This window comes from Komagataeibacter europaeus (assembly GCF_002173515.1).
Lineage (GTDB): Bacteria > Pseudomonadota > Alphaproteobacteria > Acetobacterales > Acetobacteraceae > Komagataeibacter > Komagataeibacter europaeus.
Genome location: NZ_CP021467.1, coordinates 1973432 through 1985705, shown reverse-complemented (window position 1 = coordinate 1985705; position 12274 = coordinate 1973432). Strand labels below are relative to the sequence as shown.

11 protein-coding genes are annotated in these 12274 nt (G+C 64.2%); 4 read left to right on the top strand and 7 right to left on the bottom strand.

Features of this window, described 5'->3' with window-relative positions; genetic code table 11:
• Positions 1-15: 15 nt before the first annotated feature.
• Positions 16-1164: an aromatic ring-hydroxylating oxygenase subunit alpha gene (locus S101446_RS09150; RefSeq protein ID WP_010508120.1), complete on the bottom strand. Its 1149-nt coding sequence runs from the start codon at positions 1162-1164 to the stop codon at positions 16-18.
• A gap of 234 nt (positions 1165-1398) precedes the next feature.
• Complete coding sequence (locus S101446_RS09145; RefSeq protein WP_087608208.1) at positions 1399-2628, bottom strand: glycosyltransferase family 4 protein; 1230 nt, start codon at positions 2626-2628, stop codon at positions 1399-1401.
• 101 nt (positions 2629-2729) lie between these two features.
• Between S101446_RS09145 and S101446_RS09140 the strand changes: the two genes are divergently transcribed.
• From S101446_RS09140 to infC, 4 genes are all read left to right on the top strand, one after another.
• The gene (locus tag S101446_RS09140) at positions 2730-3716 is read left to right on the top strand and encodes a tetratricopeptide repeat protein (RefSeq protein WP_244184133.1); all 987 of its coding nucleotides are present in this window, start codon (positions 2730-2732) and stop codon (positions 3714-3716) included.
• A gap of 4 nt (positions 3717-3720) precedes the next feature.
• Entirely contained in the window at positions 3721-4623 is a 903-nt protein-coding gene (locus S101446_RS09135) for a glycosyltransferase family 9 protein (RefSeq protein WP_087608206.1), read from the top strand.
• A 42-nt stretch (positions 4624-4665) separates the two neighbouring features.
• Positions 4666-6600 carry a threonine--tRNA ligase gene (gene thrS, locus S101446_RS09130; RefSeq protein ID WP_010508125.1) on the top strand — a complete coding sequence of 645 codons (1935 nt, stop codon included), beginning with the start codon at positions 4666-4668 and terminating at the stop codon, positions 6598-6600.
• A 226-nt stretch (positions 6601-6826) separates the two neighbouring features.
• Positions 6827-7348, top strand: a complete 522-nt coding sequence (gene infC, locus S101446_RS09125) for a translation initiation factor IF-3 (RefSeq protein ID WP_010508127.1) — start codon at positions 6827-6829, stop codon at positions 7346-7348.
• A gap of 284 nt (positions 7349-7632) precedes the next feature.
• Here infC and S101446_RS09120 read toward each other — a convergent pair whose 3' ends face one another.
• Genes S101446_RS09120 through S101446_RS09100 form a run of 5 tightly spaced genes read right to left on the bottom strand, consistent with a single transcriptional unit; the run spans position 7633 to position 12258 of the window.
• Entirely contained in the window at positions 7633-8391 is a 759-nt protein-coding gene (locus S101446_RS09120) for an SIMPL domain-containing protein (RefSeq protein ID WP_087608205.1), read from the bottom strand.
• Positions 8388-8711, bottom strand: coding sequence for a hypothetical protein (locus S101446_RS09115; RefSeq protein ID WP_010508130.1), 324 nt, complete (start codon positions 8709-8711; stop codon positions 8388-8390). The genes S101446_RS09120 and S101446_RS09115 overlap by 4 nt, the downstream gene beginning before the upstream one ends.
• A gap of 4 nt (positions 8712-8715) precedes the next feature.
• Positions 8716-10293: a sensor histidine kinase gene (locus tag S101446_RS09110; RefSeq protein WP_208620503.1), complete on the bottom strand. Its 1578-nt coding sequence runs from the start codon at positions 10291-10293 to the stop codon at positions 8716-8718.
• A 30-nt stretch (positions 10294-10323) separates the two neighbouring features.
• The gene (locus tag S101446_RS09105; RefSeq protein WP_010508133.1) at positions 10324-11004 is read right to left on the bottom strand and encodes a response regulator; all 681 of its coding nucleotides are present in this window, start codon (positions 11002-11004) and stop codon (positions 10324-10326) included.
• 30 nt (positions 11005-11034) lie between these two features.
• Positions 11035-12258, bottom strand: coding sequence for a S1C family serine protease (locus S101446_RS09100; protein WP_019090885.1), 1224 nt, complete (start codon positions 12256-12258; stop codon positions 11035-11037).
• Positions 12259-12274 lie beyond the last annotated feature (16 nt).

The window sequence follows — 12274 nt, the reverse complement described above, 5'->3', positions numbered from 1 at the left end:
TGGCGGGCGGGACGGTCAGGCCGACGTGGCGGGTTCGGCCGGGGTGGGGGGGGCTGGCTGCTTTTCGGCGGTGGCGGGCGGCATGTCCTGCGGAATGCCACAGCGGATCAGCAGTTCGCGCAGCGCCTTGACCACGGGGAAGATTTCCACGTTGCGGTCATAGCCAGCCTCGTTCCACGCCGCCTGTTCCAGTTCCACGATTTCCTTGTCCTCAAGGAAGATGCGGTTGGTGAACCAGCCCAGCGCGGGCCAGATCACGTCGATCAGGAACGGGGTCTGCGGGCGCAGGATGGACAGCAGGCCAAAGGACTGGGTGACGCGCTCGTCCTTGTCCAGCGGCACGTAGGCGGCCCACAGGTCCATGATCAGGTCACCGTCCTTGTCGGTGATGCGCAGGGTCTGGTACGGATATTCCGTACGGATCGTTACAACTTCCTCAACGGGCTGTTCCTTGCCCTGCAGGTCCTTGTGCTTGCCAAAGATCAGGCGTTCGGCCAACGGCTGCTGCCCCGCGCAGCGCATGAAGCTGTAGCGCGCCTCGATGAAGTCCTCGCCCCTGTCCTGCCCCAGGAAGCGGGCCTTGATCTGGCCCATCTGGCGGCGGTGCAGGAACTGATGGTTCATGTCCATCAGGTTTTCATGCATGAAGGTGTAGTGGCAGTTCACCCGAGGGCTGAAATGCTTGGTCTTGTATTTGGGGTTGTCCGTCTGGGCCAGCTTGGGGAACGGCGTGCTGTCGGCCTTTTCCGGGTCGCCGGGAAAGACGAAGATCAGCCCGCCGGCCTCACGCACGGGGAAGGTACGCACGCCGTTGGGCAGCTTGCCCTTGCCAAGGTAGGGCACGTCGATGCAGCGGCCCGAACGGCCAAAGGCCCAGCCATGATAGCAGCAGCGCACGGTCTGGCCGTTCACGGTGCCCTTGCTCAGCGGGACCTGCCGGTGGGGGCAGCGGTCATACAGCGCGAAGACGCTGCCTTCATCGGGACGGACCAGCACGATGGGGGTGCCGGCGTAACTGACCGCCAGCGTCTTGTCGCGCTTCAGGTCGGCCGACCATGCCACCGGGTACCAGAAGTCCGGGTTGGCGTTCACCAGGCGCAGGTCGGGATGGTGGGGGCCGGGTTCGGGCGTGATGTCTGTCTGGGCGGGGGAAATCTGGTTCATGTGGTGCAGTCCCGAAGTGTTCGCGTTGAAACGGCGGGCCACGGGTCATCCCCGTCCGCCAGAAGGAAGAATGCGCAATGGGTGAAGAATTTCAGTCGCCTTGTCGACTGTAAAACCACCCATTGCATAAGGCCCATGCTGAATGCTGGACGCTCACCCCGCCTTTTTGGGGCGCCATGAGGCAGATCAAGGCAATCCTGCACCCGATATGGGACAATTGCCGCGTCCGCGCCGCTAGCCCGCCTGTGGCAGGACTTCATCGCCCCAGCCCATGTCCGCCATGGCGGCATGGTAGAAGGTATTCGCCAGCTGCGTGTGCAGCAGTTCATCATATACGGACAGGGTCGCGTACTGCATCGCCTGTGTTGAATAATGCGCGCACACATTCTCGCGCGCGTGCCAGGCCAGGCGGGTGCGTTCCTCGGGTGTCATGGTGGCGACCTGGCGCATGCATGCCGCCAGCGCCTGCGCGTCATCGGGCGGGAACACGAAGCCCGTCACGCCGTCGTCCACCGTTTCCAGTGCGGCGCCGTGGCCCGCCACGATAACGGGGCGGCCCATTGCCTGTGCCTCCACCACCACGCGGCCAAAGGGTTCGGGCCGTAGCGAGGGAACAACCACCATGTCCGCCAGCATCAGGGCGGCTGGCATGTCCGCGCAGTGGCCGGCAAAACGCAGGTGTGTCGCGATTCCCCTGCGCCGGGCAAGGGTGACGAGTTCGCGGCCCAGCTTCTCGTTCGCCTCACCCACGAAAATGCACACCCAGTCCCCGTTGAAGCCCGCGGTTTCATTCACCCGCGCCAGCGCCTCGATCAGCAGCGCATGCCCCTTCCACGGGGTCACGCGCGCGGGCAGCATGATGACGGTGGTGCCGTCGGGTATGTCCCACAGGTTGATCAGGTTCTGCACCCGGTTGCCGCGCACGCCCTGCGGGTCAAAACGTATCATGTCCGCCCCGCGCGGGATCAGGCGCAGGCGGTCTTCTCCCACCTTGTATTCCTCACGCAGGCGGTTTTCGATGTAGCGGCTTATGGCAATGACCCGCGTGCCGGAGGCCAGAACGCTGTTGTACCACCGTTTTCCCGGCATGTTCGCGGCATGCACGCCATGCCATGTCGTGACCAGCGGTATCCTGAGCCGCCTGCATGCAAGGGACGCCGCCCATGCCGGCGCCCGTGAACGCGCATGCACAAGGTTGACGCCGAATTCCTCAATGACATGGCGCAGGCGGCCCGCGTTGCGCATGATGGAAAGGGGGTTCTTGGCCTTCAGGTCCATCTCGACCGGAATGGCCCCGATGTATTTCAGGCGCGGGACCAGGCGCCCGCCCGCACTGGCCACGATGGCCGTGCCGCCAGCCTGGACGATGGCACGCGCCATTTCCAGCGTGCCATGTTCGATCCCACCGGATTCGAGGGCTGGCAGGGCCTGCAGGATGACAGGTCGGTCGGTAACGGTTTGCATCACCCTTCCCCATATCATGATCGTATCGGGACTGCACGGGTCGGCGGCGAATGGGGGACTGGCCCTTGACCTTCTTGGCGGGCGGGCCGACGAATGCGGTAATGAGAGTCTTTACGTGCCTGTCCGTCCCCCCCCTTTTTCCGTCTGGTGGATATTCCGTACGTCCTGCCGGTGCGCCGTTTCGGGCCGCCCGCTGGGTGCGGGTGGGGCGCCGGGGCGTCATGGCCGCCGGGATCGTGGTGGTGGTCAATATGGCCGGGAATGGCTGCGTCCGGGCGGCGGATGCGCCAGGGAGCGCCCCGCCACCTGCGGTTTCCGCCGTGCCGGAGCATGACGGGCCCGGGCATGATGAGGCATGGAGTTTCGCCCACTGCACCGCCACCGTGTCCGATGATCCCGACGGCGCGCGTGATTATGCCGAGGACTGGCTGGGCCATGGCGGCGGGCTGGAGGCCGAGCAGTGCGAAGCCCTGGCACGCATCGAACTGGGGGACGTGGCGACGGCGGCGGCATCGCTGGACCGTCTGGCGCATGTGCCCGGCTGGCCCGTGGGAGACACGCCCCCTGCCCATGATGCGGGCACGCAGCCCGATACCCCGCAGTCGCTGCGTCGCCGCGCGGCCGTGGCCGAGCAGGCGGCGCGGGCATGGCAGGCGGATGACAGCCCGAAACAGGCATTCGACAGCGCGGCCTATGGCCTGACGCTGGAACCGGGCGATGTGCCGCTGCGCCTGGTCTATGCGCGGGTCGCGGTGGAACTGGACCAGCCGCAGCGCGCGATCGACATCCTTACCCCCCTGCCATCCGTCCCGGCGGAACGGGATGAGGCGCTGGTCGCGCGCGCGGCCGCATGGCGGCGGATGGGACGGATCGGGCAGGCCATGACCGACATCAACGCGGCCCTGAAGGACATGCCCCGCAATGGGGCGGCGCTGCTGGAACGCGGTATCCTGTACCAGCGTGAAGGGCAGATGGCGCAGGCGCGCGCCGACTGGCAGGACGTCGTGACCCTGGCCCCGGATTCGGATGAGGCCGATCTGGCGCGGCAGGACCTGTCGCTGCTTGAAACCGACCCCGAGGCACCCTGACCCCATGGCCCGTATTCTGGTGATCCGGCTGGGCGCGCTGGGCGATTTCATTCAGTCCTTCGCGCCGTTCGCGGCCATTCGCGCCCATCATCCGCATGACGTGGTGGACCTGTTGACGCAGGCCCCCTTTGCCGATCTTGCCCGCCATGCGCCGTGGTTCGGCCATGTGCATGTCGATCGCAGGCCGCCATGGCATGACCTGCGCGCGGTCATGGCGCTGCGTCGGCTGCTGCGGTCATATGACTTCATCTATGACCTGCAGACATCAGGTCGCAGCACACGTTATTTTCATCTGTCGGGCATGACGGCCTGGTCGGGAATCGGGCGCGGGGCGCAGGCGGTGCATGACAGTCCGCAGCGGCGCGCCATGCATACCCGCGCGCGCCAGCGTGACCAGTTGCGTCGTGCGGGAATCGACAGCCTGCCGGTGCCCGACCTGTCATGGCTGGCGCGTGGTGGCCCTGTCCTGCCCGCGCCCTATGGCGTGCTGGTGCCCGGTGCCGCGGCACATCGCCCGGCCAAGCGCTGGCCGGTGGAACGCTATGCCGCCCTTGCGCAGCAAATGCATGCGCGCGGCCTGCTGCCCGTCATCGTGGGCGGCAGGGGGGAAAGGGCGCTGGCCGCCGTCATCCGCGACACCTGTCCCGCTGCCGTTGACCTGACGGGGCGGACATCGCTGCCGGAACTGGGGGGCGTGATGGCGCGGGCGGCCTGCGCCGTGGGCAATGACACCGGCCCCATGCACCTTGCCGCAGCGCTTGGCGTGCCCTGCACCGTGCTGTTTTCAGCCGACAGCAACCCCGCGCTGACCGCGCCGGTGGGTCAGAAGGCGGGGCAGGTGCGGGTCATTTATGTGCGTGATCTGGCCACTCTGCGCGTTGACAGGGTTGCGGCGACGCTCGCCTGACGCCATTACAGCGGAATATCTTCATACCGGAGCAATGAAACCATGCCTGCCATAACCCTGCCTGACGGATCCGTTCGCCGCTTTGACGGGGCAGTGACGGGCACTACCGTGGCGCAGTCCATCGGGGCCGGACTGGCCCGCGCCGCCCTTGCCATGGAAGTGGATGGCAAGCTTATGGATATCGGTCGCGAGATCGACCATGACGCCAGCATCCGCTTCGTGACGCGCAAGGACCCCGAGGCGCTGGAAATGATCCGCCATGACGCCGCCCATGTGCTGGCCGAAGCGGTGCAGTCGCTGTTTCCCGGAACCCAGGTCACGATCGGCCCGTCGATCGAAAACGGGTTCTATTATGATTTCTATCGCAACGAGCCGTTCAAGCCGGAGGATTTCGCCGCGATTGAAAAGCGCATGGGCGAAATCGTGGCTGCGAACGAACCCTTCGTGCGGGAGACATGGCCGCGTGAGAAGGCCATCGCGTTTTTCGAAGACAGGGGCGAGCGCTTCAAGGCCGAGCTGATCCGTGACCTGCCCGAAGACGAGGAAATCTCGATCTACCGCCAGGGGGAATGGCTGGACCTGTGCCGTGGGCCACACCTGCGTGGCACGGCCGATGTCGGCAATGCCTTCAAGCTGATGAAGGTGGCGGGTGCGTACTGGCGCGGCGACCATCGCAACCCCATGCTGACGCGCATCTATGGCACGGCATGGCGCGACCGCAAGGAACTTGAGGCGCACCTGCACCAGCTTGAGGAAGCCGAACGCCGCGATCACCGCCGCATTGGCCGCGAGATGGACCTGTTCCACATTCAGGAAGAAGCCGTGGGCCAGATCTTCTGGCACCCCAAGGGCTGGCGGCTGTATTCGGTGCTGCAGGACTACATGCGCCGCGCGCAGAACAATAACGGCTATCAGGAAGTGCGCACGCCGCAGCTTGTTGACCGTGCCCTGTGGGAAGCCTCCGGCCACTGGGACAAGTACCGCGAGCACATGTTCATCGCCACCGTCGAGGATGAGGACAAGACCCTTGCTCTGAAGCCGATGAACTGCCCGTGTCATGTGCAGATTTTCCGCCATGGCCTGCGCTCGTATCGTGAACTGCCGCTGCGCATGGCGGAATTCGGCGCGTGCCACCGCTACGAGCCATCCGGCGCGCTGCATGGCATCATGCGTGTGCGTGGCTTCACGCAGGATGATGCGCATATCTTCTGCACCGAAGACCAGATCGCTGATGAAACCGCGCGTTTCGTGCGGATGCTGGCGGATGTGTACCAGGACCTCGGCTTCGAGCATTTCCGCGTGAAATTCGCCGATCGCCCCGAACAGCGCGCCGGCGATGACGCGACATGGGACCGTGCGGAAAACGCGCTGAAGGTCGCGTGTGACATGGCGGGTGTCACCTATGAACACAATCCGGGCGAGGGCGCGTTCTATGGCCCCAAGCTGGAATTCGTGCTGCGTGACGCCATTGGCCGTGACTGGCAGTGCGGCACGCTGCAGGTCGATTACGTGCTGCCCGAACGGCTGGATGCATCCTATGTTGGCGAGGACAGCGCGCGCCATCGTCCCGTCATGCTGCACCGGGCGATTCTGGGATCGTTCGAGCGATTCCTTGGCATCCTGATCGAACAGCATGCCGGCCGTTTCCCGCTATGGCTGGCGCCGGTGCAGGTGGTGGTGGCGTCCATCGTGACCGATGCGGCGGATTATGCCCAATATGTGACCGACAGCCTGCGCAAGGCGGGGCTGGTGGTGGAAGCCGACCTGCGCAACGAGAAGATCAACGCCAAGATTCGCGAACACAGCCTTGCACGCGTGCCGGTCATTCTGGTCGTTGGCCGCAAGGAAGCGGAGGAAAACACCGTCGCCCTGCGCCGCCTTGGCGGCAAGGCGCAGGAAGTCCTGCCGCTGGAGGAAGCGGTGTCCGCCCTTGCATATGAAGCCCTGCCACCCGATATCCGCAGGGCACGCGGCTGATCCATCTGGTTCCGTGCCGCGATTGCATGGCTGTTTTCGCAGGTACGGGACAAGACAGTACTTGATCTGGGGCGCGTCTTTGCGTCACATATCTTTCCATAATGTAAGGTCATGCCCTGCCTGTGTGTTTTCCATGGTGTCAGCCATGATCACGCGGGTATGCGGGATGGCCTTATCTGCCGTTTGAATGAAACAGTCACAGGAGCTGACCATAGCCAGACCCCCGATGCCCACTCCGCCAAATCGAGAGGGCCCCCGTGTCAATGAAGAGATCCGCGTACCGCAGGTCCGTCTGATCGACGAAGAAGGCGAGATGCTGGGCATCATGTCCACGCGTGATGCGCTGGCCCGTGCCTATTCTGTTGGCCTTGACCTTCTGGAAATCAGCCCGAACGCCGAGCCCCCCGTGGCGAAGGTTCTCGATTACGGGAAGTTCAAGTACGAACAGCAGAAGAAGCGCAACGAAGCGCGCAAGAAGCAGAAAGTCATTGAAATCAAGGAAGTCAAGGTTCGCCCGAACATTGATGAAAATGACTATCAGGTGAAGATGCGCGCGATGAAGACCTTCATCGGCGAAGGTGACAAGGTGAAGGTGACCCTTCGCTTCCGTGGCCGTGAAATGGCGCATCAGGATCTGGGTGTAAAGGTGCTGGAGCGTATCCGCGCGGAAATGGATGAGGTCGCCAAGGTTGAGCATATGCCCAAGCTTGAAAACCGCCAGATGATCATGGTGCTGGCCCCGCGTTAAGCGCGGTGTCACTGTCTGCATCATGAAAAAGGCCCGGTGGGATTGTCCCTTCGGGCCTTTTTCGTCTGTTCTTGCACATGGAAAAACAGGCGCAGGGGGCAGATTATGTCCCTTGTCCGTTCCCGGCTGTCACGCGTGGCGTTTATGGGAGAGGGCAGGAAGACCCGGCCCGGTAACCCGTTAATATAAAAAGTTTCTGGGTGCCGCCTTTTTTCAAAAAAGGCGGCGTTCTTCAAAGCTTTCTGAAAAAGCCTCGCCAGAAAATTTTTCCTGTTTACGGGCTTTTACCCGGCTGGCTTCAGGATCAGCGTGGCGCGGACGGTTGCCGTGACATCCTGCATGCCGGTCGGGGCTTCCGGTGCGGGCATGTCCATGCTGGCGGCGCGGGCCATCATCATGGGCATCGGGCGCGGCATGTTCTGGTCTTCCAGCGTCACGCTGCGGATGGAGGCGATATTCAGCTTCAGCGTGGATGCCGCGGCCTGTGCGCGCTGCTGCATGTCCTGCAGGGCCAGCGTTTCGGCCCTGCGGGTCAGTTCCATCCGCTTTTCGCGTGAAAGGGACCAGTCCAGCCGCGTCAGGGCCAGGTTGTCGGCCTGCAACTGGCCCACCAATGGCAGCAGTACCTTGCCATCGCTGGCGGTCAGGCGGACGCTCTGGCGCGCCACCCATTGCGGCTTGCGGTTCTGGCGCGGGTCGCCGTCATCATGATGCACGAAATACGACTCGGCATTCAGGGTCAGTCCCGTCACATGGGCGCTGGCCGCCGTGACCTTGCCCACCAGCGCATTGACCTGTGCCTGTGCGCTGGCGGCCGTATCGGCCCGTGCTTCAGCCAGGAAGGTGGCGGTCAGTTCATCCGGCTGGGCCTGCACCGTGCCCGATGCCGATAGTTCCAGCTCGGTTGTATCGGGCTTCGCCGCGTTCGCGGGCTGGGTCTGGGCCATGCTACCTGCCGGGTGCAGTGCCGCCGCCGCCAGCATGCCGGGCAGGATGATGCGCAGGCTGTGGCGGGCAGGGGTCTTGAACAGGGAAAAAGTCATGAATGCGTGGTCTCCTTCAGTTCGACCAACGCACGACGCAGCCGCACGATGCCTGAACGGATTCGCCCTTCGCGGCACATGTCTTCCCCCTGCGTGCGCAGGCTGTCCACATCCTGCGGCAGGGCGGGACCATAGGCGTCGATAATGTTCAGCAGCCGGTTGCAGTAGGCCTTGGTGTCACTGGTAATGATCACGGGCTTGTCCGGTCCATCCCGTGTGGTGACGACCTCCGCCCCGGTGCCGGCCCCGACCGGGGCTGCGCCACACAGGCAGAAACTCATCACGACGATGGCTGGCGCCATGGCGGGGTGCATGTTCATGACGTTACTTTACGCTACTGTTCATGTCATGCTGATGGGGGAAAGGTGATCTTTCCGTCATGCCTGATATGTGTTGGGGAGATGGAAAATCTTCCTCATTGCCTGAAATCGCGCAGGCTGCGATCGGCAGCGCCAGCGAAACCGTCAGCCCCGGATTATGCGCAGAAAGGTGCATCCGCCCCCCGTGCAACTGCACGATGGCCCGGACCATGGACAGTCCCAGCCCCGAACCGGGGGTGTTGCGTGCCTTTTCCGCACGGAAAAAACGCTCCGTCGCGCGCGCCATGTCCGCCTCGCTCATGCCAACGCCCTCATCGCTGACACACAGGTCCAGCATGCCTTCGCCCGTGGGGCCGACAATGCGGCCGGGCGCGAGTTCGCGCACCTGCGCGCGCAGGTGGACGGTGCCACCGGCCGGTGAGAATTTGATGGCGTTGTCCAGCATGTTGGCCACGGCCTGCTGGATCAGCGAACGGTCACCGTAGAAGCTGAGGCTGTCGGGCAGGTCCAGCGCAAGCCGGATGTCATGGTCTTCCGCCACGGCTTCATACAGGTCGGCCACATCGCGCAGGACCGGTACCAGGTCAAACGTCATGAAGGCGGAGCGGCGGGCCCCGGCCTCGATCTGGGCAATGCGCAGCAGGGCCTCGAACACGGCGGTCACATTGTCCAGGTTGCCGACCGCGCGTTCGATCGCATCGCGCAGTTCCGCATCCGATTTCGCGTGCAGGGCCGCGTCCTCAAGCTGGGTGCGCGCACGGGCGATGGGGGTGCGCAGGTCATGGGCGATGGAATTGGACACCTGCCGCACGCCATCCATCAGGCGCACGATCCGGTCCAGCATTTCGTTGATGGCTTCGGCCACCTGATCCATTTCATCACCATTGCCCACCAGCGGCATGCGGCGGCTCAGGTCGCCATGGGCGATGGCGGATGTGGTCCGGGCCACGGTCTTGACCATGCGGCGGAAAATGCCATGCACCAGCACCGCGCCGCTGACAGCCAGCAGCGTGACCATCACCCATGCCCATAACAGCGAATCGGTCAGCAGGTGGCGCAGGATGCCCCGCGCGCGCACGTCGCGTCCCACCAGCAGGCGGTAGCCACTGTCCAGCTGTCCCGCCGTATGGCTCTGTTCCGTGCCGGGCAGGCGGTAGGCATGCAGTTCCGCCATGCCGCGCAGTCCCGCCCGCGTATCGGGCAGGGAATACCAGCGGTCCGTGTACTGCACCTTTACAGGCCATGCCGAGACATTGCCCGTCAGGTAATTCCCCTGCGGGTCGATGACGAGGTAGATCGCATCGTCATCCAGGTTCTGTTCAAGCCTGTCCTCGATGGTCAGGGCCAGCGTCGGCAGTCCCCCCATCATCCACCGTTCGGCCAGGGCATGGGCGTCGGCATTGATGGCGGTTTCGACCTGGCGTTCCAGAAACCCGATCGTCCCCCACCACATGAAGGACATGAACAGGATGGAGGACAGGGCGAACATCATGCCATACGCCAGCGAAAAACGCAGGCTGGCCGACCGCCACGCCCGCCAGCGTGACGGGCGGGGCATGGCGCGGGGAAAGCCGCCGGGCATCAGCATCCCGCCCACAGGCAGGGATGGCGCCTATTCGGCACGCAGCATGTATCCCGCGTTGCGGATGGTGTGGATCAGCGGGGTCCCGAAAGGCTTGTCCACCTTCTGGCGCAGGCGTGAGACATGCACGTCGATCACGTTGGTCTGCGGGTCGAAATGATAGTCCCACACGCCTTCCAGCAGCATGGTGCGCGTCACGACCTGCCCCGCATGGCGGGTCAGATATTCCAGCAGGCGGAATTCGCGCGGCTGCAGGTCGATCTTCTGGCCCGCGCGACGCACCGTGCGCGACAGCAGGTCGATTTCAAGATCGGCCAGTTCCAGCTTGGTCTGGGGCGCGGTTTCCGTGCGGCCACGGCGGCCCAGGGCTTCGACACGGGCCAGCAGTTCGCTGAAGGCGAAGGGCTTGGTGACATAATCGTCGCCGCCCGCCTTCAGGCCCTGCACGCGGTCGTCCACGTCCGCCAGCGCCGACAGCAGCAGCACGGGGGTCGTGTTGTTCTGCGCGCGGATGGTTTCCAGCAGGCGCACGCCGTCAATGCCGCCGGGCAGCATGCGGTCGAGTATGATCAGGTCGAACTTCTCGCTCACGGCCATGAACAGGCCGTCCTTGCCGTTATCGGTCAGTTCGACCAGGTGCCCGGCTTCCTTCAGGCCCTTGGCCACGAAGTTGCGGACGGTGGGGTCATCTTCAACAACAAGAATATGCACGTTGCCTCACGTCGTTTGGGGCGGGGTCAGTCAGTCGTCCATGTCTTCGTCGGGGCGGTGGCCGACGCAGGCTGGCAGGCTCAGCGCCTCGTGGTGGCGACGGATATGCAGCACCACGGTTGATTGGGGCCGTTTCGCCGCGATCGAGCGGATCAGCATGCGTGACGTATCGATCGGTTCGTCGTTCACGGCGGTAATGACATCCCCTATATGCAGGTGCGCCTTCATGGCCGGTCCATTGCGGTCGATGCCGACAATCTGCACGCCGTCATGTCCCGACCCGTCCGTCAGTGTAACACCCAGCCACCCCCGGTCGATATGGCCATTATGGCGCAGTTCTTCCACGATAGGTGCCACGATTTCCGACGGCAGGCCAAATCCGATGCCCACCGACCCGCCAGTGGGGGAGACAATGGCCGTGTTCACCGCCACCACCTGACCGCCAAGGTTGAAGGACGGGCCACCCGAATTGCCGGGGTTGATCGGGGCGTCGATCTGGAAAAAATCATCAAACGGGCTGGTGCCGATATCGCGGCCGCGTGCCGACACGATGCCAGCGGTCACGGATGACCCCAGTCCGAACGGGTTGCCCGCCGCCATGATCCAGTCCCCGATATTGACCAGTCGGCTGTCCCCCCATGGCACGAAGGGCATGGGGTGGGGCGCATGGATCTGGATGACCGCGATATCCGTCAGGTCATCGCTGCCAACCAGATGGGCCGGGAATTCCGTGCCATCGGCCAGTGATACGGTAATCAGGTCCGCACCCCCCACCACATGCGCGTTGGTCACGATCACGCCGCTGGGGTCGATCAGGAAGCCCGAACCCGCGCCCAGCATTTCCTCGCCATGGGCGCGCATGCGCTCGCGGAATTTGTGTTCAAACGGCGTGCCCTTGACGCTGGGGGGCAGGGGCTGTCGGCTGGTGGTGGTGTGACTGTCCTGCGCCACCGCGATATTGACCACGGCAGGTCCCACCTGGCGCACCAGCGGGGCGAAGGTCAGTGGCCCGGTCGAGACCACCGGCGGCACGGGCGGGGCGAACAGGGAGGGGTTTGGCGGCGTGGCGGATGACGTCGCATTGTCCTGCGCGCGGGCGTCCGTTATGGCGCCCCCGATGGCGGCCATGCCCAGCAGCAGCATCGGTATCAGCCCGGAAGCCGGGCAGCGGGCCATGGCAATCCGTTTCATGCAGGGCGGGGCGAAGGAGGGTTCATGATCATGCATGTTATCTGAAAAAAGCGGCAATGCCATGGCTGCATGGCATCAT

Coding starts and splice junctions, on each gene's coding strand:
- S101446_RS09110 (WP_208620503.1), bottom strand. CDS start 10,293: ATGCCCGGCGGCTTTCCCCGCGCCATGCCCCGCCCGTCACGCTGGCGG.
- S101446_RS09115 (WP_010508130.1), bottom strand. CDS start 8,711: ATGAACATGCACCCCGCCATGGCGCCAGCCATCGTCGTGATGAGTTTC.
- S101446_RS09135 (WP_087608206.1), top strand. CDS start 3,721: ATGGCCCGTATTCTGGTGATCCGGCTGGGCGCGCTGGGCGATTTCATT.
- S101446_RS09140 (WP_244184133.1), top strand. CDS start 2,730: ATGAGAGTCTTTACGTGCCTGTCCGTCCCCCCCCTTTTTCCGTCTGGT.
- S101446_RS09150 (WP_010508120.1), bottom strand. CDS start 1,164: ATGAACCAGATTTCCCCCGCCCAGACAGACATCACGCCCGAACCCGGC.
- infC (WP_010508127.1), top strand. CDS start 6,827: ATGCCCACTCCGCCAAATCGAGAGGGCCCCCGTGTCAATGAAGAGATC.
- thrS (WP_010508125.1), top strand. CDS start 4,666: ATGCCTGCCATAACCCTGCCTGACGGATCCGTTCGCCGCTTTGACGGG.
- S101446_RS09145 (WP_087608208.1), bottom strand. CDS start 2,628: ATGCAAACCGTTACCGACCGACCTGTCATCCTGCAGGCCCTGCCAGCC.
- S101446_RS09120 (WP_087608205.1), bottom strand. CDS start 8,391: ATGACTTTTTCCCTGTTCAAGACCCCTGCCCGCCACAGCCTGCGCATC.
- S101446_RS09100 (WP_019090885.1), bottom strand. CDS start 12,258: ATGGCATTGCCGCTTTTTTCAGATAACATGCATGATCATGAACCCTCC.